20 protein-coding genes are annotated in these 19477 nt (G+C 58.3%); 4 read left to right on the forward strand and 16 right to left on the reverse strand.

Annotation, left to right across the window (positions count from 1 at the left end; translation table 11 throughout):
• Positions 1-52 precede the first annotated feature (52 nt).
• The 6 genes from ACOYXJ_RS01240 to flhA all read right to left on the reverse strand — a co-directional run bounded on the left by ACOYXJ_RS01240 (position 53) and on the right by flhA (position 6563).
• The gene (locus tag ACOYXJ_RS01240) at positions 53-841 is read right to left on the reverse strand and encodes a protein phosphatase CheZ (protein ID WP_007920000.1); all 789 of its coding nucleotides are present in this window, start codon (positions 839-841) and stop codon (positions 53-55) included.
• 18 nt (positions 842-859) lie between these two features.
• On the reverse strand, positions 860-1231 hold the full coding sequence (locus ACOYXJ_RS01245; protein ID WP_161986607.1) for a chemotaxis response regulator CheY: 372 nt from the start codon (positions 1229-1231) through the stop codon (positions 860-862).
• A 166-nt stretch (positions 1232-1397) separates the two neighbouring features.
• Positions 1398-2138 carry an RNA polymerase sigma factor FliA gene (fliA, locus tag ACOYXJ_RS01250; RefSeq protein ID WP_093439777.1) on the reverse strand — a complete coding sequence of 247 codons (741 nt, stop codon included), beginning with the start codon at positions 2136-2138 and terminating at the stop codon, positions 1398-1400.
• Positions 2135-2965 carry a flagellar synthesis regulator FleN gene (gene fleN, locus ACOYXJ_RS01255; RefSeq protein WP_003222917.1) on the reverse strand — a complete coding sequence of 277 codons (831 nt, stop codon included), beginning with the start codon at positions 2963-2965 and terminating at the stop codon, positions 2135-2137. Before fleN ends, fliA begins: the two co-directional genes overlap by 4 nt.
• Positions 2966-3081: 116 nt before the next feature.
• Positions 3082-4422, reverse strand: a complete 1341-nt coding sequence (gene flhF, locus ACOYXJ_RS01260) for a flagellar biosynthesis protein FlhF (protein ID WP_008077677.1) — start codon at positions 4420-4422, stop codon at positions 3082-3084.
• An 11-nt stretch (positions 4423-4433) separates the two neighbouring features.
• Positions 4434-6563, reverse strand: coding sequence for a flagellar biosynthesis protein FlhA (flhA, locus tag ACOYXJ_RS01265; RefSeq protein ID WP_095119910.1), 2130 nt, complete (start codon positions 6561-6563; stop codon positions 4434-4436).
• 691 nt (positions 6564-7254) lie between these two features.
• Here flhA and ACOYXJ_RS01270 point away from each other — a divergent pair.
• Positions 7255-7722: a hypothetical protein gene (locus ACOYXJ_RS01270; RefSeq protein ID WP_150794384.1), complete on the forward strand. Its 468-nt coding sequence runs from the start codon at positions 7255-7257 to the stop codon at positions 7720-7722.
• Positions 7723-7946: 224 nt separating this feature from the next.
• Here the strand turns inward: ACOYXJ_RS01270 and ACOYXJ_RS01275 are convergent, their stop codons facing one another.
• Positions 7947-8615 (reverse strand): hypothetical protein, encoded by a 669-nt coding sequence (locus tag ACOYXJ_RS01275; RefSeq protein WP_460367499.1) that lies wholly within the window; start codon positions 8613-8615, stop codon positions 7947-7949.
• A 587-nt stretch (positions 8616-9202) separates the two neighbouring features.
• Between ACOYXJ_RS01275 and ACOYXJ_RS01280 the strand changes: the two genes are divergently transcribed.
• The 3 genes from ACOYXJ_RS01280 to ACOYXJ_RS01290 all read left to right on the forward strand — a co-directional run bounded on the left by ACOYXJ_RS01280 (position 9203) and on the right by ACOYXJ_RS01290 (position 13325).
• Positions 9203-9562, forward strand: a complete 360-nt coding sequence (locus tag ACOYXJ_RS01280; RefSeq protein WP_150795304.1) for a DUF6124 family protein — start codon at positions 9203-9205, stop codon at positions 9560-9562.
• 268 nt (positions 9563-9830) lie between these two features.
• Positions 9831-12143: a hypothetical protein gene (locus ACOYXJ_RS01285; RefSeq protein WP_460367501.1), complete on the forward strand. Its 2313-nt coding sequence runs from the start codon at positions 9831-9833 to the stop codon at positions 12141-12143.
• Between the two features lie 822 nt (positions 12144-12965).
• A complete protein-coding gene (locus ACOYXJ_RS01290; RefSeq protein WP_102900463.1) occupies positions 12966-13325 on the forward strand; it encodes a DUF6124 family protein in 360 nt (119 codons plus the stop codon).
• Between the two features lie 166 nt (positions 13326-13491).
• Here the strand turns inward: ACOYXJ_RS01290 and ACOYXJ_RS01295 are convergent, their stop codons facing one another.
• The 9 genes from ACOYXJ_RS01295 to fliL all read right to left on the reverse strand — a co-directional run bounded on the left by ACOYXJ_RS01295 (position 13492) and on the right by fliL (position 19264).
• Positions 13492-13728, reverse strand: coding sequence for a hypothetical protein (locus ACOYXJ_RS01295; RefSeq protein WP_034153303.1), 237 nt, complete (start codon positions 13726-13728; stop codon positions 13492-13494).
• A gap of 139 nt (positions 13729-13867) precedes the next feature.
• Positions 13868-15007 carry a flagellar biosynthesis protein FlhB gene (gene flhB / locus ACOYXJ_RS01300; protein ID WP_460367504.1) on the reverse strand — a complete coding sequence of 380 codons (1140 nt, stop codon included), beginning with the start codon at positions 15005-15007 and terminating at the stop codon, positions 13868-13870.
• A gap of 3 nt (positions 15008-15010) precedes the next feature.
• Positions 15011-15796 carry a flagellar biosynthetic protein FliR gene (fliR, locus tag ACOYXJ_RS01305; RefSeq protein ID WP_038363857.1) on the reverse strand — a complete coding sequence of 262 codons (786 nt, stop codon included), beginning with the start codon at positions 15794-15796 and terminating at the stop codon, positions 15011-15013.
• Between the two features lie 3 nt (positions 15797-15799).
• Positions 15800-16069: a flagellar biosynthesis protein FliQ gene (gene fliQ, locus ACOYXJ_RS01310; RefSeq protein ID WP_041072975.1), complete on the reverse strand. Its 270-nt coding sequence runs from the start codon at positions 16067-16069 to the stop codon at positions 15800-15802.
• On the reverse strand, positions 16066-16824 hold the full coding sequence (gene fliP, locus ACOYXJ_RS01315) for a flagellar type III secretion system pore protein FliP (protein ID WP_460367506.1): 759 nt from the start codon (positions 16822-16824) through the stop codon (positions 16066-16068). The genes fliQ and fliP overlap by 4 nt, the downstream gene beginning before the upstream one ends.
• Positions 16824-17276 (reverse strand): flagellar biosynthetic protein FliO, encoded by a 453-nt coding sequence (gene fliO, locus ACOYXJ_RS01320; RefSeq protein WP_460367508.1) that lies wholly within the window; start codon positions 17274-17276, stop codon positions 16824-16826. Before fliO ends, fliP begins: the two co-directional genes overlap by 1 nt.
• Positions 17277-17726 carry a flagellar motor switch protein FliN gene (fliN, locus tag ACOYXJ_RS01325; protein WP_095122682.1) on the reverse strand — a complete coding sequence of 150 codons (450 nt, stop codon included), beginning with the start codon at positions 17724-17726 and terminating at the stop codon, positions 17277-17279.
• 56 nt (positions 17727-17782) lie between these two features.
• Positions 17783-18751, reverse strand: coding sequence for a flagellar motor switch protein FliM (gene fliM / locus ACOYXJ_RS01330; protein ID WP_007920032.1), 969 nt, complete (start codon positions 18749-18751; stop codon positions 17783-17785).
• Between the two features lie 9 nt (positions 18752-18760).
• The gene (gene fliL / locus ACOYXJ_RS01335; RefSeq protein WP_007920033.1) at positions 18761-19264 is read right to left on the reverse strand and encodes a flagellar basal body-associated protein FliL; all 504 of its coding nucleotides are present in this window, start codon (positions 19262-19264) and stop codon (positions 18761-18763) included.
• Between the last annotated feature and the right edge of the window lie 213 nt (positions 19265-19477).

A 19477-nucleotide genomic window follows, 5' to 3' on the forward strand; every position in this document is an offset into this window, starting at 1 on the left:
ATGGGGTGCTCCTACAGGTCTAAAAACCCAAAAAACCTAAAATTCCAAAACTCTAGAACCCGAGGCTGGATAACAAATCGTCCACATCGTCCTGACCGGACACAACGTCTTCTCGTTTATCGGCATGAATCTGCGGACCTTCACCCTGCGAGAGATGTTTTTGTGGATCTTTTTCTGCAAGCATCGCGGCGCGGTCATGTTCGATGCCCGCAAAGCGGTCGACCTGACTGGCCATGAGCACGAGTTTGAGCAAATTGCTTTCGACTTCGGTGACCAGCTGGGTCACACGCTTGATCACCTGACCGGTGAGGTCCTGGTAATCCTGGGCCAGCAGGATGTCGTTGAGATTGCTCGACACCGCACGGTTGTCCGTGCTGCTGCGTGACAGAAAACCGTCGACCCGGCGCGCCAGTTCACGGAACTCTTCAGCCCCGACCTCGCGACGCATGAAGCGACCCCAATCGGCGCTCAAGGTCTGCGCTTCATCAGCCAGACTGTTGACCACCGGTGTGGCGCTTTCCACCAGATCCATGGTGCGGTTGGCCGCGGCTTCCGTCAGCTTGACCACATAGCCCAGGCGTTCGGTGGCGTCGGTGATTTGCGACACTTCCTCGGCCTGCGGCATGTTCGGGTCGATCTGGAAGTTGACGATCGCACTGTGCAGTTCACGTGTGAGCTTGCCCACTTCCTGGTACAGGCCACGGTCACGGGTCTGATTGAGCTCATGGATCAGTTGCACAGCGTCGCCGAACCTGCCTTTTTCAAGGCTTTCGACCAGTTCGACCGCGTGTTTTTTCAGGGTCGACTCGAAATCGCCCTGTGAAGATTCGTTATGCTCCATAGCTCCCCCGCGCGTTCATCAGCCGATGCGTTCGAAAATCTTCTCGATTTTGTCTTTCAACGCCTGAGCCGTGAAAGGTTTGACTACGTAGCCGTTCACACCGGCCTGAGCGGCCTCGATGATCTGCTCGCGCTTGGCTTCTGCAGTCACCATCAGCACTGGCAGGTGCTTGAGCTTTTCATCGGCACGCACGTGGCGCAGCAGGTCGATACCGGTCATGCCCGGCATGTTCCAGTCCGTTACCAGAAAGTCGATGCTTCCGCTGTTGAGCACTGGAATGGCAGTCACGCCATCGTCAGCCTCGACGGTGTTGGTGAACCCAAGATCACGCAGCAGGTTCTTGATGATCCGCCGCATCGTTGAGAAGTCATCAACGATGAGGATTTTCATGTCTTTGTTCAATTCGACCTCCAAGCAGTCTTAAACGCGCCCAGCACCTGGACGCGCCACTTCAATCAATCGGCGCAGCACTCAAAGACTGTCTGGAGCACAACAGAGCAAGACCGGTGCCGTTCATCACCGCACCAGCCTCGTTCGCAGTGTCCCCACACTGCCTTCAGCGCGCTCGCCACTCCCCCAAACGCCCCCGCAAACGGGCCGCGCACTGGCTGTGTAACTGGCTGACCCGCGATTCACTGACGCCAAGGACTTCACCGATCTCCTTGAGGTTCAGCTCTTCGTCGTAGTACAGCGCCAACACCAGTCGCTCACGCTCCGGCAAATTGGCAATCGCGTCCGCCAGCGCCGCCTGGAAGCGTTCATCTTCCAGATCGCGTGACGGCTCCATATGAGCACTCGCGCCATCCTCGTGCAGCCCTTCGTGTTCGCCGTCCTGCAACAGGTCGTCGAAACTGAACAGGCGACTGCCCAAAGTGTCATTCAAAATCCCGTAGTAATCGTCGAGACTCAATTGGAGTTCGGCCGCAACCTCGTGATCTTTAGCATCACGGCCGGTTTTAGCTTCAATTGAGCGAATTGCGTCGCTGACCATCCGGGTATTGCGGTGAACCGAGCGTGGCGCCCAGTCCCCTTTGCGCACTTCGTCGAGCATCGCGCCGCGGATTCGTATGCCCGCGTACGTTTCGAAACTGGCGCCTTTGCTGGCGTCATATTTGGTCGAGACTTCGAGCAGGCCGATCATCCCGGCCTGGATCAGGTCTTCGACCTGCACACTCGCCGGCAAGCGTGCCAGCAAGTGATAGGCAATGCGTTTGACCAGTGGCGCGTAACGCTCGATCAACTCGTACTGCGCGTCACGTGCCGACTTCTTGTAGTAGTTCATACCGCTTGCTGTCATAGCACGGGCCCTGCCGTTTGCTGCACGAGGCGCTCGACGAAAAACTCAAGGTGGCCACGCGGGTTGGCGGGCAGCGGCCAGGTGTCGACCTTCTGCGCGATCGCCTTGAACGCCAGTGCGCACTTGGAACGCGGAAAGGCTTCGTACACCGCGCGCTGCTTCTGCACCGCTTTACGCACGCTTTCGTCGTAAGGCACGGCGCCGACGTATTGTAGAGCGACGTCAAGGAAGCGGTCCGTGACCTTGGTCAACTTGGCGAACAGGTTGCGCCCTTCCTGCGGGCTCTGCGCCATGTTGGCCAGCACGCGGAAGCGGTTCATGCCGTAATCGCGGTTGAGCAGTTTGATCAGCGCGTAAGCGTCGGTGATCGAGGTTGGCTCGTCGCAGACCACCAGCAACACTTCCTGCGCGGCGCGTACAAAACTGACTACCGAGTCACCAATACCCGCAGCGGTGTCGATCACCAGTACGTCGAGATTGTCGCCGATGTCGCTGAACGCCTGAATCAGACCGGCGTGTTGCGCCGGGCTCAGGTGCACCATGCTTTGCGTGCCGGACGCGGCCGGGACGATGCGGATGCCACCGGGGCCTTGCAACAGCACGTCGCGCAACTCGCAACGGCCTTCGATGACGTCGGCCAGCGTGCGTTTAGGGGTCAGCCCCAACAATACGTCAACGTTCGCCAGACCGAGGTCGGCGTCCAGCAGCATGACCCGACGGCCAAGCTCTGCCAGCGCCAGCGACAAGTTCACTGACACGTTAGTCTTGCCGACGCCACCTTTGCCGCCGGTCACCGCGATCACCTGTACGGGATGCATGCTGCCCATGTTATTTCTTTACCTTGTCTTGCATAGACGGAGGCCACATTACTGGCTGCGCGTTCACAACCGGAACAATGCATGGCAGACCATCGATGTAGGTACAAAAACTGTTCATGAATACCTCAGCCTACCTGCTTGGTCGGGCTGTGATAGATATCAGCGAACATGTCAGCCATGGCTTCTTCGCTGGGTTCTTCCTGCATTTGCACGCTGACGGCGCGACTGACCAGTTGATGACGGCGCGGCAGATGCAAATCATCCGGAATCCGTGGGCCATCGGTCAGGTACGCGACCGGCAATTCATGACTGATCGCCAGGCTCAACACTTCGCCAAGGCTGGCCGTTTCATCCAGTTTAGTCAGGATGCAGCCGGCAAGCCCGCAACGCTTGTAACTGTGATAAGCGGCGGTTAGAACCTGTTTCTGGCTGGTGGTTGCCAAGACCAGATAATTTTTTGAACGAATGCCACGTCCGGCCAGACTTTCCAGCTGCATGCGCAGCGCCGGATCACTGGCTTGCAGGCCGGCAGTATCGATCAATACCACGCGTTTGCGCAGCAGTGGATCCAGTGCCTGCACCAGCGATTGGCCCGGATCGACGTGAGTTACCGGCACATTGAGAATGCGGCCCAGCGTCTTCAGTTGTTCCTGAGCGCCGATGCGGAAACTGTCCATGCTCACCAGCGCGACATTCTGCGCGCCGTATTTCAGCACATAACGCGCGGCAAGCTTGGCGAGAGTAGTGGTCTTGCCCATGCCGGCAGGGCCGACCATGGCAATCACACCGCCCTCTTCCAGCGGCTCGACTTCCGGCACGGCAATCATCCGCGCCAGGTGTGCGAGCAACATGCGCCAGGCCTGACGGGGTTCTTCGATATCAGTGATCATCGCCAGCAGATCGCGCGACAACGGGCCGGACAGACCGATACGTTGCAGACGACGATACAGATTGGCTTGCGCTGGACGGCTGCCTTGCAGCTGATTCCAGGCCAGAGTGCCGAGCTGAACTTCCATCAGCTCGCGCAGGCTGTTCAATTCAAAACGCATCGAATCCAGTGCGCGCGGATCAACACCGCCGGAAGACTGCGCAGGCGCCGGGGCCGGACGCGCCGGGGCGGCGTAAGTCGGCTCGCTCAGCGGTTCAGCGGCAGTCAGCGGCAAACCAGCGGTCAACGGCAGGCCGGCGAAGATCTGGCGGTTGCTATTGCCATCGGCTTCGCCACGCAGGCTCAACTCGGCCTGGGCGGTGACGATGCGCGACTGGGTCTTGCGCAGCTCGTCTTCGAGTTCCATGTTCGGAACCCGTGGCGCCAGCGCCGACAATTTGTAATCCAGTGCCGCCGTCAGCTCGACACCGCCGGCAATGCGGCGGTTGCCAATGATGGCGGCATCAGCGCCCAGCTCATCACGAACCAGCTTCATGGCCTGACGCATATCGGCGGCAAAGAAACGCTTAACTTGCATAAACCACTACCTCAGCCGTTGGGCCCTACTGTCGCAACGATGGTCACTTGCTTGTTGTCCGGTATTTCCTGGTAGGCCAGCACATGCAATCCAGGGACTGCGAGGCGGCCAAAGCGCGAGAGCATCGCGCGGATCGGGCCGGCGACCAAAAGGATCACCGGCTGACCTTGCATTTCCTGACGCTGCGCCGCTTCGATGAGCGAACGCTGCAGCTTCTCGGCCATGCTTGGCTCCAGCAGAACGCCCTCTTCCGAGCCTTGTCCTGCCTTCTGCAGACTATTGAGCAATATTTGTTCCAACCTTGGTTCCAAGGTGATCACAGGCAGCTCGGACTCAGTGCCTACAATGCTTTGGACGATGGCGCGAGATACGCCGACGCGCACAGCGGCGACCAACGCGGCGGTATCTTGACTCTTCGCGGCGTTGTTGGCGATGGCTTCGGCAATGCTGCGGATATCGCGCACCGGCACGTGTTCGGCGAGCAGCGCTTGCAGCACTTTGAGCAACTGCGACAACGTGACCACGCCCGGCACCAGCTCTTCAGCCAGTTTCGGCGAGCTTTTGGCCAGCAATTGCATGAGTTGCTGCACTTCTTCGTGGCCGATCAGCTCACTGGAGTGCTTGTACAGAATCTGGTTCAAGTGCGTGGCGACCACGGTGCTGGCGTCGACCACGGTGTAACCGAGCGATTGTGCCTGGGCCCGCTGGCTGATTTCGATCCACACCGCCTCCAGGCCGAAAGCCGGATCTTTGGCGTTGATCCCGTTGAGCGTGCCGTAGACCTGGCCCGGGTTGATCGCCAGTTCGCGATCCGGATAGATCTCGGCCTCGGCGAGGATCACCCCCATCAGCGTCAGTCGATAGGCGCTGGGCGCCAGATCGAGGTTGTCACGAATATGCACAGTGGGCATCAGGAAGCCCAGATCCTGCGAGAGCTTCTTGCGCACGCCCTTGATCCGCGCCAGCAATTGCCCGCCCTGATTGCGGTCCACCAGCGGGATCAGGCGATAGCCGACTTCCAGGCCGATCATGTCGATCGGCGTCACGTCATCCCAGCCCAGCTCCTTGGTTTCCATGGCGCGGGCCGGCGACGGCAGCAGCTCCTGCTGACGTTTGACCTCTTCCAGCGCCACGACCTTGGCCACGTTCTGCTTCTTCCAGAACAGGTACGCGCCACCAGCGGCCAGCGCGGCCATGGTCAGGAACGAGAAGTGCGGCATGCCCGGCACCAGGCCCATGACCGCCATCATCCCTGCCGCCACCGCCAGCGCTTTCGGCGAGGCGAACATCTGGCGATTGATTTGCTTGCCCATGTCTTCCGAGCCGGAAGCACGGGTCACCATGATCGCTGCTGCTGTGGATAACAACAGTGATGGCAATTGCGCCACTAAACCGTCACCGATGGTCAGCAAGGCGTAAACCTTGCCGGCGTCGGCGAAGCTCATGTTGTGCTGGAAGATACCGACGGCCATACCGCCGATGAGGTTGATGAACAGAATCAGCAGGCCGGCGATGGCGTCACCACGGACGAACTTGCTGGCACCGTCCATCGAACCGTAGAACTCGGCCTCTTGGGCGACTTCTTGGCGGCGCGCCTTGGCCTGGTTCTGGTCAATCAGACCGGCGTTGAGGTCGGCGTCGATCGCCATTTGTTTGCCGGGCATCGCATCGAGGGTGAAACGCGCGCTCACCTCGGAAATCCGCCCGGCACCCTTGGTCACCACGACGAAGTTGATGATCATCAAAATCGCGAAGACCACGATACCGACCACGTAGTTACCGCCGATCACCACTTCACCGAAGGCCTGAATCACCTTACCGGCAGCGGCGTGGCCGTCCTGACCGTGGAGCATCACCACCCGCGTCGAGGCCACGTTCAACGCCAGCCGCAGCAAGGTCGCGACCAGCAGAATCGTCGGGAACACGGCGAAATCCAGCGGTCGCAGCGCATACACGCAGACCAGCAGGACGACGATCGACAGCGCGATGTTGAAGGTGAAGAACACGTCGAGCAGGAACGGCGGAATCGGCAACATCATCATTGCCAACATGACCAGCAGCAACAACGGCACGCCCAGATTGCCTCGACTGAGGTCGGCAACATTCGAGCGAGCTGTGTTGAATAACTGAGAGCGATCCACCGGTTTTCCCCGTTCCTTTAAAGCAAACTTTTGACGCCCAGAGCGGGCTCACGGGGGGTACTGCAAGAAGCTTTCCAACTTTTGCCGGTGTGATGAAACAGAGGTGTTCAACTGAGGATTTTGCTGATTGGGCTGACGCTTTCGCGAGCAGGCTCGCTCCCACAGGGAATCGCATTCCAAATGTCAGAGTGAAATGCAATCCTCTGTGAGCGCGCCTGCTCGCGAAGGGGCCAGTGAAGACGGCGCCAATCGCCTTTTAACTTTGGCTACTTGGCAATCAGAGTAAGCGTCCGCCCAACACACCTTGCGCGATTAAACGGGCGCCCACCTATGCGGTTGCAGTTCGGTAATCTCACTCGCAGAACCGCTGTCCCGTTCAATCGGGACAGCGAGTGTTGGCGTCTCGACAGCAAGTTTTTTATCCAAGCGATAAACGACCACTCATCGGATTTCGTCTGATACCTGTCAACTCTGACAGGTGCGCACTTTCCCGTTGCCTGTTTTAATGAGTCCATCAAGGCGTTGTCGACTTACTAATTATTCGATTGATGCACTTGATTGATTTCTTCCAAGACGAAGACTTCATTTCAAAATCAATGATTGCAATACCTAAGAGCAACATCACCAGCCTTTTAGATTTGGCTGCCTGTACTTACCAACGCTCGAGTCTATCAATACCGAGGAGAATGAAATGACTACTGACTTTACCAACCTGGATGACTTCACCGATTTTACAAAAGCGTACTGGAACGGTTGGTCCCCCATCGACGGCGGGGAATTGATTACAACTGGAGATCACCAGTATTATCTTAATTACCCTAGAGCGACTGGAAAGATCACTAAAACAATTACGTTAGAATCCGGAAAACTATACGAATTCAACTTCAGCTACAACACCAACCTCCACGATGGTCCCGAAATTACTTTAAGCTTAGGCGCTGAACAACTGATGCGCCAGAAGCTCCCGAAGACATGGGAACAATGGCATGAATTTGAGGGACTGTTCAAACCGAAAGACACCACCAGCGATGCCACCTTGTCTTTCAGTGCAACTGATATTGCCGACCTTGACAACATCCGAATCAGGCTTGTACCGGAGAATGAACTCGCAGCAAAAATGAAAAAATTCGACATGCAGAATTCACCGAAGGTGGTTTGAAAAATAGTCGATTGGGGGTCAGTGTTGCCCCCTTCAGGAGCAGGCTCGCACGCAGGGCACTGGGGCCATCCCGGAGACTTTCGGTGGTTGCGGGATTGCTTCGCTCCTTACTCTCGTGGGTAGAAAAATCAAAAGATCACAGCCTTCGGCAGCTTCTACAGTTTCGTATTTCAACTGTAGGGGCTACCGAAGGCTGCGATCTTTTGCTTTAAACGAAACGCCGGTCACTGCGCGATCAGAATCTGCTTGGGCAAAATTTCGCCGAACTTGAGTTCTTTGCCATTGAGGTACTGCGTACCGCGTAGCAACTGCTCTCCCTCCACATCGACGAAATCCTCATCCATGTACATGAAAACCACCTTGGTCTCCGGCGCACGGGTCCCGGGACCTGCCAGATGACCTTCCAGCAGATTGAGTGCCCAATGGAACTGGATGACCGGCAACTCGCCGAGTTGAATCAGGTGATCATCTTGCAGCGATCGAAAATCCTTGCGCGCCGTGATGCGTAACGTGCGACCGACCCTTTCAAACGTCGGCTTGCCAAAGCGCACTGCCAGATCAGGGCCGGTCGCCCATTGATCCATGTAATACCTGGGCGAGGTAAACAGTTCGAACAAGGCCTGGTTGTCGCGAATGTTCCCCGCCGCATCAAACAGGTAGTTGTAGGAATAGTGGTAAGCCAGGCCGTCCAGCTCTGGCCTGATGGCATTCACCGGATTGTTGAGATACCCCGGGATATAGACATTGGCCATTTGCACAAAGTGGGTGAAGTCCAGATCCAGATCGAAGCACGCCGTGTAACGGATGCTCTGTTCCTTCGGGTTCTCCTCCAGTCGACCTGAAACAAAGTCCAGTGTCATTCCTTCAAGCTTTTTATAGATAGCCTCTGCCATGATCGTGCTCTCTGCGCTACGGGACTATTCCCATGCCCATGGCACCTCAGCGGGAGCGAAGCGTCTACTGTCAGAACTATCAGGTTGGGCGGGTTTTCGGACAGACGGTAGACCGGGCCTGCCCCCCGTCTTCCGCTTTTCCATTCAAACCAGACAGACCGCTGTCGCGAGCAGGCGAAGGCCTACAGGGGGATTGCATTCCAAATGTGGGAGCGAGCCTGCTCGCGAAGGAGCCAGTGAAGTCAGCGCAAAACTCCTTTTAAACGCTGGCGTTTAAAAGACACCTTCAGACACGTCTTACAGGCTACATATCCTTGCGCCATTGCCTACAGCTACGCCAGAATCCGCCGGCTTGTGCGCCTTGGGGGCGGGTTCTATTGTGGTCCGGTCGCTGACACATCAGCGATCGGGTCTCGCAGCCCGTCGATCTCTGGACGCACAACATCCGCTTTGCTTATGGCGGCTGTACGTGGGAGACCTTCGGGTCTGCCGGTTCTAGAGTCCCGGTCTGCGACCCGCGTATAGCTGCCACCCTCATTCGTCTCGCAGCGAACGTTGGCAGCTCCAATGACTCTAGGAGCTTCACCATGATCAAACCAACACCCAACCCACCCGAAATCGACCTCACCTCCCCCTACGAATCCCTCGATTCAAAAAAACTCCACGAAGCCGCCGACCGCGCCCTCGATCACTATCTCTGCCCACCCGGCTCCACCCCACCGCCACGCAAAACCAGGCGGATGTACGCCGTCACCGCCGATTTCAAAAACGAAGAGTTGCTAGCGGATGCCAGCGAAACGCTCGCCTCAGCCAGAACCATCGCCCATGACTTCGCCCATCTCATACCTGCGTCGCAACGCAGGACGCTGTTGGGGATCGCGCAATTGATCATGCTCGGCGAACTGGCGGTGAATCGGGTGATGGATAATCTGGAGTTGCCGCAGTAGCGCGCCTTGAGTAATGAGTTGGGGCGGCTGACGCCTTCGCGGGCAAACCCGTCCCACAGGTTCGGCGGTGTAAACGCAGCCTGATGATCGACACCGATCCCTGTGGAGCGAGCCTGCTCGCGAAGGCGTCTTCAAAGCCCCCACATCGCTCAAGCAGGAAAAGCAAACCGCTCGTCGGATACCCCCGCGCACCTGTCAGATCTGACAGGTGCGCAAATCCCCCATCCAGCGTTGAATCACTCCACCGCCATGCGCCCTGGAGTCCCCCATGTCCACCACCCGACAGCCCGACAACACCCCCCTGATCTTCAAGGAACTCGACATCCCCGGCCGCACCGGGCCAGTGTCCGAGACGCCCAAGGTCTGGGGCATCAACCTGGCCGCCGCGCGAGACAACTTTCCACGTCAGGGCCTGTTGTGCCGCGCCGGGCCGTGGAGCCCGATGGGCGTGGGCGACAAGCTGGTGATTTATTGGGGCGCCGGCCAGCAGGTGCTGCAGGAGACCATCGACCGCAGTGAAGTCGGTACCCAACTGCAGATGTTTGTGCCCGCCTCACGCATTGACGAGGGTCAGTTTGCGGTGTCCTACGCGGTCACCCGCCTGAACCAGACGCCCGAGCCTTCGGAAGTGATGAACGTGCGGGTCAAACTCACCCGCCCCGGTGGCCATGACGACAACGACGAGCCCGGCCATTCGAGGCTGGTCATGAGCATCCCCCGGGAAATCCTCGACGGCGGCATCGATCAGGACAACGTCGCCGCTGGCGTGCCGATCACCATCGGCACCGCTGGCGCGGCGCCTTATCCAAATGCCGCCGTCGGCGACGTGATTCAGGTGACCTGGGGCGGCGTGTTTGTCCTCAGTGATCCGCTGACCGAGGAACAGGCAACGGGGCAGACACCGATCATCGTGCACATCGACGAAGACACGATCAAGGAGGGCGGCGATTCCGGCGACGCCGGTCTGGCCGTGGCCTTCGAAGTTTACGATGTGGTCGATAACCGGTCCGAGGACTGGAGTGCCGAACAACGCGTAGTGGTGGCGCTCGACACGACCTTGTTGGGCGCACCGCTGCTCAAGGAGGCGCTGAACAACAAACTGGACGTCGACAAACTCGGCGAGGCCGATGGCACGGCGCAGGTTGTGGCCATGAACCGCCCCCATCCAGCCCCAAAAGACTTCGAGGTCGGCGACACCCTTTTTGTACGGATCAAAGGCACCCCGAAAGAAGGGGCACCGATCAATCTTGAGTTACCGGCAAAAGTCCTCCTCAGCGTGCCCAGCATCCCCGAAATTACTGTGCCCAACGTCGTGCTGCGCCAACTGGCCCAGACCCAGATTGCGCTGTCCTATCGCCTGAAAAAGCACGACGCTTCCGACGACCTGCGCGCCAGGACCCAGTTCATCAGCGCCATCGGCGAGGTACAACGGCTCAAAGCCCCGAAGGCACTGGACGCCGTGTCAGGTGCGCTCGACCCGACGCTGAGCCAGGTGCGCATTGAAATCCCCTTCGACCCCTCCTTCGACGCCGGCCAGGCGATCAGGCTGTTCTGGCTCGGCACCCGCCCGGAACTGACCCCGTACCTGCCCGACCTGCCGCTGCGCCCGATCACCAACGGCGACATCGAGGCCAAAGAGCCGCTGCGCATCAACGTCCCCGGTGCGGCGCACCTGACGCCCATCAACGGCGGCAAACTGGAGCTGTACTACCAACTGCTGATCGAAGACTCGCTGCTCGGCACGATGAACCGGGTCAACGCCACCCACGCCATCCGCGAATCGATCCACGCCGACATCCTGCAAGTCGGCGAACCCCGCCTGGAACTGCCGGAGCCGCAAGTGGCCGGCGTGGTCGACGGCGTGCTGCCGGCCGACACCGACGGCACCACCCTGACGGTGGTGTACACCGAAACGGTCAAAGGCGATGAAGTCTTCATGTTCTGGATCGGTTCGATCACCGGCGAATATACCGACTCGATCAAGCTGAGCGAGTTCACCGCCGGCCAACCGGTGCCCTTCCCCATCGGTGCCGAGCTGATCAAGGGCAATGTAGGCGGATCGGTGATCGCCCGGTACGAGATCAAACGCGCCGCCGGCGGGACGAGTTATGCCGAGTCGTTGAAGTTTGAAGTTGTACTTAGCGAGAACTTTGGGAAAGGTAAATATTATGAATTTAGACAAAATACTCCTTATATACTTCCCAGCGGATCGATAACTTGGCTCTCTGGCGGATATTTCGTAGCTATATATGATGCCTTATCAAATCAAACTCACCCGGGGAAAATAGAAGATGGCATATTGGTCATAGCTGCTCAAGTTGGAGTTGTGGTGGACTATGTATTTAATTCAACATATTCGAAAATAAGTTTCTGGCTTTTTACCCCTGCGGAAAGTATGACTTTGAGATTTTCAATTTATAACGAACAAGGGGATCAAATGGATTCAATTACTGTAGACAGAGCTTCGATTCAGAAAATATCGTTCTCCAAGCCAGAAATCAAAAAACTAAAAATTGAAGGCCTAAAGCAACCCGAGTTCGCCTATGGTTGGGCTTTAGACTCCTTCAGATTCACATCTTAGCATGAGCTTTCGTAGTTAAAATATCGTCGACACTTTGTCCTTGCAAGGGACAAAGTGTCGATTATTCCAAACTGAGCGGTAAAAAACTATTCATTTCAGATTAACGAAAGAAATCTAAACATGCTTAAGTTTATTCTTACCCAAGAGACCCTTTAAAACTTGCTATAGCACCTGACAATTCACCAATAGGATCTTTCAGGGGCAGACCACGTTTTCACCCAGACAGTCGCCCGATATTTTGTTTTTTAAACTGTGGTATTTAAAAGACACCTCCAGACACGCCTTTGGACAAAGGGGACGGATTTATTTAACCAGTGATTTAAACAGCGGGGCTTGATCGGGGTTTTTCTGCTGACCCGGATGGCCCTTTCGCGAGCAAGCTCGCTCCCACAGGGAAATGCATTCCAAATGTGGGAGCGAGCTTGCTCGCGAAAGGGCCATTCCGGTCAGCGCAAATCGCCTTTTAAACTCGGGCGTTTAAAAGACACCTCCAGACACGTCTTCAAGGCTACACATCCTTGCGCCATTGCCTACAGCTACGCCAGAATCCGCCGGCTTGTGCGCCTTGGGGGCGGGTTCTATTGTGGTGCGGTCGCTGACGAATCAGCGATCGGGTTTCGCAGCCCGGATCAATCAAGGCGCACAGCGCTCCAGTGCATTGCTATCAAGATTAATGGCAACGATGCTTCATGGCGGCTGTGCGCGGGATACCTTCGGGTATGCCGGGTTCCTTGATTCCCGGTCTGCGAACCTGCGTACAGCTGCCACCTCTTTTCGTTTCGCAGCGAAATGTGGCAGCTCCAGCAATCAAGGAGCTTCACCATGATCAAACCAACACCCAACCCACCCGAAACCGATCCCACCTCGCCCTACGAATCCCTCGATTCAAAAAAACTCCACGAAGCCGCCGACCGCGCCCTCGATCACTACCTCTGCCCACCCGGCTCCACCCCACCGCCACGCAAAACCCGCCGGATGTACGCCGTCACCGCCGATTTCAAAAACGAGGAACTGCTGGCCGATGCCAGCGAAACACTTGCCTCAGCCAGAACCATTGCCCATGACTTCGCCCATCTCATACCCGCGTCGCAGCGCAGGACGCTGTTGGGGATCGCGCAATTGATCATGCTCGGGGAGCTGGCGGTGAATCGGGTGATGGATAATCTGGAGTTGCCGCAGTAGCGACACGCGATGATCGTTCCCACGCTCCTGCGTGGGAATGCCTCAAAGGACGCTTCGCGTTCGGCTTTGGAAGGGACGCGGAGCGTCCCGGGCTGCATTCCTTTGCTGCGCGTGGGAACGATCATAAAACCGCTGCCCCGTTTTCAGCGGCTTTGCGAACAGTTGCTCAATACCGGAGGATTTTTACTTTTCCATTCTTGCTCTTGGGCAATTCGAACTCGACCTCGCCGCCGACTTTAACGTTCGTCTGCAAGGCATCAGCCAATGGAATGCTGAATCGGTATTCTTTGGCGGTCAGAAAAAACCCCGTGGCTTCGGCAAAGGAAAGGGATCGCCCCGATTGCTTCGGCGTGATGGTGCCGCTTCCGGTTTTTTCATCGTAGCTGCTGAAAATACCTTTCATTGCCTTGCTCCCTTGCACTCGCCTGCCTGACCGCGTCAGTGCGCGGCCGCACCTTGCATCAAACTGCAAAATCACGGCGACTGCACCTGTCAGAGTTGACAGTCATGGGGGAGCGCAGACAAATGGCTTCGCCGCAACGTCAGGAATCGCGACGCAGATCCGGCGGAATCGGCAAGTCATCCTTGAGCGGATCCGGGCGTTTGCCCTTGCCGGCGCGGTACTGGCGGATCTGGTAGACGTAGGCCAGCACCTGAGCAACCGCCAGGTACAGGCCGCCGGGGATTTCCTGATCCAGTTCGGTGGAGTAGTAGATCGAACGCGCCAGCCCCGGCGATTCGAGGAGCATGACGTTGTTGGCCACGGCGATTTCGCGAATCTTCAGTGCGAGGAAATCGCTGCCCTTGGCCAGCAGTATCGGCGCGCCGCCCTTCTCCGAATCGTATTTGAGTGCGACGGCGTAGTGCGTCGGGTTGGTGATGACCACGTCGGCATCGGGAATCGCCGCCATCATCCGCCGTTGCGACATCTCGCGCTGGGTCTGGCGGATGCGCTGTTTGACCTCCGGACGCCCCTCCTGATCCTTGTGCTCGTCGCGCACTTCCTGCTTGGTCATCAGCAGTTTCTTGTGGGCTTCCCAGAGCTGCACCGGCACGTCGACAGCAGCGATGATGATCAGGCCGCAGGCCAGCCACAACGTGCTCCAGCCGACCAGCGTGACGCTGTGAATGATCGCCATTTCAAGAGGCTCGTGGGCGATCCGCAAAAAGTCATCGACGTCCGCCGACAACACCACCAACGCCACCCCCAAGGTGATCAGAAACTTGGCCAGGGCCTTGAGCAGTTCGACCACCGCCTTGAAGGAGAACATCCGTTTCAGGCCCGCTGCCGGGTTCATCCGGCTGAACTTGGGCGCCATGGAGCCGGCCGCAAACAGCCAGCCACCGAGGGAGATCGGCCCGATCAGGGCTGCCAGCAATAGCGTGATCATGAACGGCTGGATGGCCACCAGCGCCATCTGACCCGACTTCAACAAAAATGCGCCCATGGAACCCTGATCCATGATCACCTCACGCGACAGCGTGAAGTTCAGGCGCATCAGCTCCATCAGGTCTTCGGCCAGCATGCCGCCAAACACCAGCAGCGCACCGGCACCGGCCATGGTCACGACCAGGGTGTTGAGCTCTTTGGAGCGGGCAATTTCACCCTTCTCGCGGGAGTCCTTTTTGCGTTTTTCCGTGGGGTCTTCTGTTTTGTCCTGACCGCTTTCGCTCTCTGCCATGACTCAGCGCGCCCGTGCCAGTTCGCGTAACAGCTGCAAGGCTTCAGTGGCCAGCGGCTGATACTGATTGAGAATGTCCGCCAGACCGACCCAGACGATGAACAGACCGAGCACCAGGGTCAGCGGAAAACCGATGGAGAAGATGTTCAGTTGCGGCGCGGCACGGGTCATCACGCCAAACGCGATGTTGACCACCAGCAGCGCGGTGACCGCTGGCAACACCAGCAGCAACGCCGCCCCCAGCACCCAGCCGAGTTTGCCCGCCAGTTCCCAGTAATGCGCGGTCATCAGACCGCTGCCGACCGGTAGCGTGGTGAAGCTTTCGGTAAGGACTTCGAAGACCACCAGGTGGCCGTTCATCGACAGGAACAGCAACGTGACGAGCATGGTAAAGAACTGCCCGATCACCGCCACCGAGACGCCGTTGGCCGGGTCGACCATCGAGGCGAAACCCATGCCCATCTGGATCGCGACGATTTGCCCGGCCACGGCAAACGCCTGGAAAAACAGTTGCAGGGAAAACCCCAGCACCGCACCGACGAGGATCTGTTCGGCAATCAACATCAAGCCACTCAGATCCAGCGGGCTGACCGCCGGCATCGGCGGCAGGCTTGGCGCAATGCACACGGTGATCGCTACGGCGAAATACAGGCGTATCCGCCGCGACACCAACGTCGTGCCGAACACTGGCATCACCATCAGCATCGAGGCGACGCGAAACAGCGGCAACATGAACGAGGCCACCCAGGTACTGATCTGGGTGTCGGTCAGCTGAAGCAGCGATTGCATGGCTTAGCCGATGACCATCGGGATGTTTTTGTACAACTGGATGATGTATTCCATGAAGGTCTGCACGATCCATGGACCGCCCACAATCAGGGTCACCAGCATCACCAGCAGACGCGGCAGGAAGCTCAAGGTCTGTTCGTTGATCTGCGTGGCGGCCTGGAACATCGCCACCAGCAAGCCGACCAACAGGCTCGGCACCACCAGAATCGCGACCATCAATGTGGTCAGCCAAAGGGCTTCACGAAAGATATCGACCGCAACTTCCGGCGTCATGGCGAGACACCTCCAAAACTGCTGGCCAGGGTGCCGATGATCAGCGCCCAGCCATCCACCAGCACGAACAGCATGATTTTGAACGGCAACGAGATGATCAACGGCGACAGCATCATCATACCCATCGCCATCAGCACACTGGCCACGACGAGGTCGATGATCAGGAACGGAATGAAGATCATGAAGCCGATCTGGAATGCGGTTTTAAGCTCGGAGGTGACGAACGCCGGCACCAGAATGGTCAGCGGCGCCTGATCCGGGGTGGCGATGTCGGTGCGCTTGGACAGGCGCATGAACAGCTCCAGATCGCTGGTGCGGGTCTGCGCGAGCATGAAGTCCTTGATTGGCACCTGGGCCTTCTCCACCGCTTGCTGGGCGGTAAAGGTTTCCGCCAGATACGGTTGCAGCGCGTCCTTGTTCACCCGGTCGAACACCGGGGCCATGATGAACAGGGTCAGGAACAGCGCCATGCCGGTGAGGATCTGGTTCGACGGCGTCTGTTGCAGGCCGAGGGCCTGACGCAGGATCGAGAAGACGATGATGATCCGGGTGAAGCTGGTCATCAGAATCACGGCCGCCGGGATGAAGCTCAGCGCGGTCATAATCAGCAGGATCTGCAGACTGACCGAATACTCCTGCGCGCCATCGGCGTTGGTGCCCAGCGTGATCGCCGGGATCGACAACGGATCGGCGGCGAACGCCAGCGGCGCGGCCAGCATCAGGGCCAGCGTCAAGACGATGCGTAGCGCACCCATTACTTCGTATCCTTCTGATCCTTGCCGAGTATCTTCAGCAGATGCTGGGCAAATTCCGGGGTCGCTTTCTCGCTGGTACTCGGCACCTCGACCGGCTCCTTGAGCACGTGCAGCGCGGTGATGGTGCCGGGGCTCAGGCCGAGCAGAATCTGCTCGTTGCCGATCTGCACCAGCAGCAAGCGGTCACGCGGACTCAGTGCGCGTGAGCCGATCAGCTCGATCACTTGCCCTTTGCCTGCCGGCCCGGCCTGCTGCACCCGGCGCAACAGCCAGGCGAGGAAGAAGATCACGCCCAGCACCAGCAACAGGCCAAACACCAGTTGCGTCAGTTGCCCGGCCACGCCGCTGGTGACCATCGGCGCGGTGGCGGCAGGCACTGTCGTGGCTGTCGACGGCTCGGCGGCCAGCACGCTCAATGGCAATGCCAGCAAAGCCCAGAGAAACCGTTTCACTCAGCGCAGCTTCTTGATGCGTTCGCTTGGGCTGATCACGTCAGTCAGGCGGATGCCGAACTTTTCGTTGACCACTACTACTTCGCCGTGCGCGATCAGGGTGCCGTTGACCAGCACGTCCAGCGGCTCACCGGCCAGACGATCGAGCTCGATCACCGAACCCTGGTTGAGTTGCAGCAGGTTGCGGATGTTGATGTCGGTGCTGCCCACTTCCATCGAGATCGATACCGGGATGTCGAGGATCACGTCCAGGTTCGGGCCGTCGAGGGTCACCGGATCGTTGTTCTTCGGCACGCTGCCGAACTCTTCCATCGGCAGACGCGAGCCGCCGGCTGCGTCGGCGGCCAGCAGGGCGTCGATGTCAGCTTGACCGTCACCGGTTTCTTCCAGGGCAGCAGCCCATTCGTCAGCCAGTGCCTGGTCGTCCTGGGCGTTCATATCGTCGTTCATCATTTGTCCTCGGCGGGCAAAAATTCAGTTAAATGCTTGGGGGTTGGAACGCCGCTTCAGCGACGCTCGATCGGCTCGATCACTTGCAACGCAAGGTTGCCTTTGTGCGAGCCCATCTTGACCTTGAAGGCCGGCACGCCGTTGGCGCGCATGATCATTTCGTCCGGCATCTCGACCGGGATCACATCGCCCGGCTGCATGTGCAGGATGTCGCGCAGTTTCAACTGGCGGCGAGCCACGGTGGCGCCGATCGGCACGTCGACATCGAGCACGTCCTGACGCAGGGCGTTGACCCAGCGCTCGTCCTGATCGTCGAGGTCGGACTGGAAACCGGCGTCGAGCATTTCGCGCACCGGCTCGATCATCGAGTACGGCATGGTCACGTGCAGATCACCGCCACCGCCATCGAGTTCGATGTGGAAGGTGGAGACCACAATCGCTTCGCTCGGGCCGACGATGTTGGCCATGGCCGGGTTCACTTCCGAGTTGATGTACTCGAAATTGACTTCCATGATCGCTTGCCAGGCTTCTTTCAAATCGACGAAAGCCTGCTCCAGCACCATGCGCACTACGCGCAGTTCGGTCGGGGTGAATTCACGCCCTTCGATCTTGGCGTGGCGGCCGTCGCCGCCGAAAAAGTTGTCCACCAGTTTGAACACCAGTTTGGCGTCGAGGATGAACAGCGCGGTGCCGCGCAACGGTTTGATCTTGACCAGGTTGAGGCTGGTCGGTACGTACAGCGAGTGCACGTATTCGCCGAACTTCATCACCTGCACACCACCGACGGCAACGTCCGCCGAGCGGCGCAGCATGTTGAACATGCTGATACGGGTGTAGCGGGCAAAACGCTCGTTGATCATTTCCAGAGTCGGCATGCGTCCGCGGACGATGCGATCCTGACTGGTCAGGTCGTAGCTTTTGACACTGCCGGGTTCGGCAGCGTTATCGGTCTGTACCAGACCATCGTCGACGCCATGCAACAGCGCGTCGATTTCATCCTGGGACAGCAGATCCTGCACGGCCATGTCGTGTTCCTACTGCAGTACGAAATTAGTGAAAAGCAACTGTTCGATCACCACTTTGCCCAGCTCTTTCTGCGCCACTTCCTGGACGCTGGCGGTGGCCTTCTGGCGCAACATCTCTTGGCCGACCGGGGTCGCCAAGGTGGCGAAATCCTGACCGGAGAAGAGCATCACCAGGTTGTTGCGGATTACCGGCATGTGCACTTTGAGCGCTTCCAGATCGGCCTGATTACGCGCCAGCATGGTGATGCTCACCTGCATGTAGCGCTGACGGCCGTTCTGGTTGTAGTTGGCAACGAAGGCCGGTGCCATCGGCTCGAAGATCGCTGGCTGCTTGCCGACGGGCGCCGCATCGGCGGCCTCGGCGGGCTTGCTCTGGGCGCTGTGCATGAAGAACCAGGTCGCCCCCACGGATGCACCAATGGCCAACAGCAACGCCAGCACGATCACAATGATCAGCTTGAGTTTGCCTTTGGTTGCGGGGTCTTTCACTGCTGCTGTTTCGCTCTTCGCCATGCCAATAATCCGTCACTATTCGGGTTTTCACAGTCGCACGGCAAGGCAAGAGCAAGTGTTATGCCAGAAGTGTCGGTGATGGTGGAGACAACGCTAAAAGTCAAAGGCACCCTCACCCCAGCCCTCTCCCGGAGGGAGAGGGAGCCGACCGAGGTGTTTTGTCGTGAAACGTCGACCTGAAAGACCGAGTCGATTATGGATTCACAGCAGAAG

This window comes from Pseudomonas sp. Tul2A7, from assembly GCF_054790505.1.

What these genes read in the sequence shown, in the direction of transcription:
- ACOYXJ_RS01240 (WP_007920000.1), bottom strand. Translation starts at nt 841, where the DNA reads ATGGAGCATAACGAATCTTCACAGGGCGATTTCGAGTCGACCCTGAAA.
- ACOYXJ_RS01245 (WP_161986607.1), bottom strand. Translation starts at nt 1,231, where the DNA reads ATGAAAATCCTCATCGTTGATGACTTCTCAACGATGCGGCGGATCATC.
- fliA (WP_093439777.1), bottom strand. Translation starts at nt 2,138, where the DNA reads ATGACAGCAAGCGGTATGAACTACTACAAGAAGTCGGCACGTGACGCG.
- fleN (WP_003222917.1), bottom strand. Translation starts at nt 2,965, where the DNA reads ATGGGCAGCATGCATCCCGTACAGGTGATCGCGGTGACCGGCGGCAAA.
- flhF (WP_008077677.1), bottom strand. Translation starts at nt 4,422, where the DNA reads ATGCAAGTTAAGCGTTTCTTTGCCGCCGATATGCGTCAGGCCATGAAG.
- ACOYXJ_RS01270 (WP_150794384.1), top strand. Translation starts at nt 7,255, where the DNA reads ATGACTACTGACTTTACCAACCTGGATGACTTCACCGATTTTACAAAA.
- ACOYXJ_RS01275 (WP_460367499.1), bottom strand. Translation starts at nt 8,615, where the DNA reads ATGGCAGAGGCTATCTATAAAAAGCTTGAAGGAATGACACTGGACTTT.
- ACOYXJ_RS01280 (WP_150795304.1), top strand. Translation starts at nt 9,203, where the DNA reads ATGATCAAACCAACACCCAACCCACCCGAAATCGACCTCACCTCCCCC.
- ACOYXJ_RS01285 (WP_460367501.1), top strand. Translation starts at nt 9,831, where the DNA reads ATGTCCACCACCCGACAGCCCGACAACACCCCCCTGATCTTCAAGGAA.
- ACOYXJ_RS01290 (WP_102900463.1), top strand. Translation starts at nt 12,966, where the DNA reads ATGATCAAACCAACACCCAACCCACCCGAAACCGATCCCACCTCGCCC.
- ACOYXJ_RS01295 (WP_034153303.1), bottom strand. Translation starts at nt 13,728, where the DNA reads ATGAAAGGTATTTTCAGCAGCTACGATGAAAAAACCGGAAGCGGCACC.
- flhB (WP_460367504.1), bottom strand. Translation starts at nt 15,007, where the DNA reads ATGGCAGAGAGCGAAAGCGGTCAGGACAAAACAGAAGACCCCACGGAA.
- fliR (WP_038363857.1), bottom strand. Translation starts at nt 15,796, where the DNA reads ATGCAATCGCTGCTTCAGCTGACCGACACCCAGATCAGTACCTGGGTG.
- fliQ (WP_041072975.1), bottom strand. Translation starts at nt 16,069, where the DNA reads ATGACGCCGGAAGTTGCGGTCGATATCTTTCGTGAAGCCCTTTGGCTG.
- fliP (WP_460367506.1), bottom strand. Translation starts at nt 16,824, where the DNA reads ATGGGTGCGCTACGCATCGTCTTGACGCTGGCCCTGATGCTGGCCGCG.
- fliN (WP_095122682.1), bottom strand. Translation starts at nt 17,726, where the DNA reads ATGAACGACGATATGAACGCCCAGGACGACCAGGCACTGGCTGACGAA.
- fliM (WP_007920032.1), bottom strand. Translation starts at nt 18,751, where the DNA reads ATGGCCGTGCAGGATCTGCTGTCCCAGGATGAAATCGACGCGCTGTTG.
- fliL (WP_007920033.1), bottom strand. Translation starts at nt 19,264, where the DNA reads ATGGCGAAGAGCGAAACAGCAGCAGTGAAAGACCCCGCAACCAAAGGC.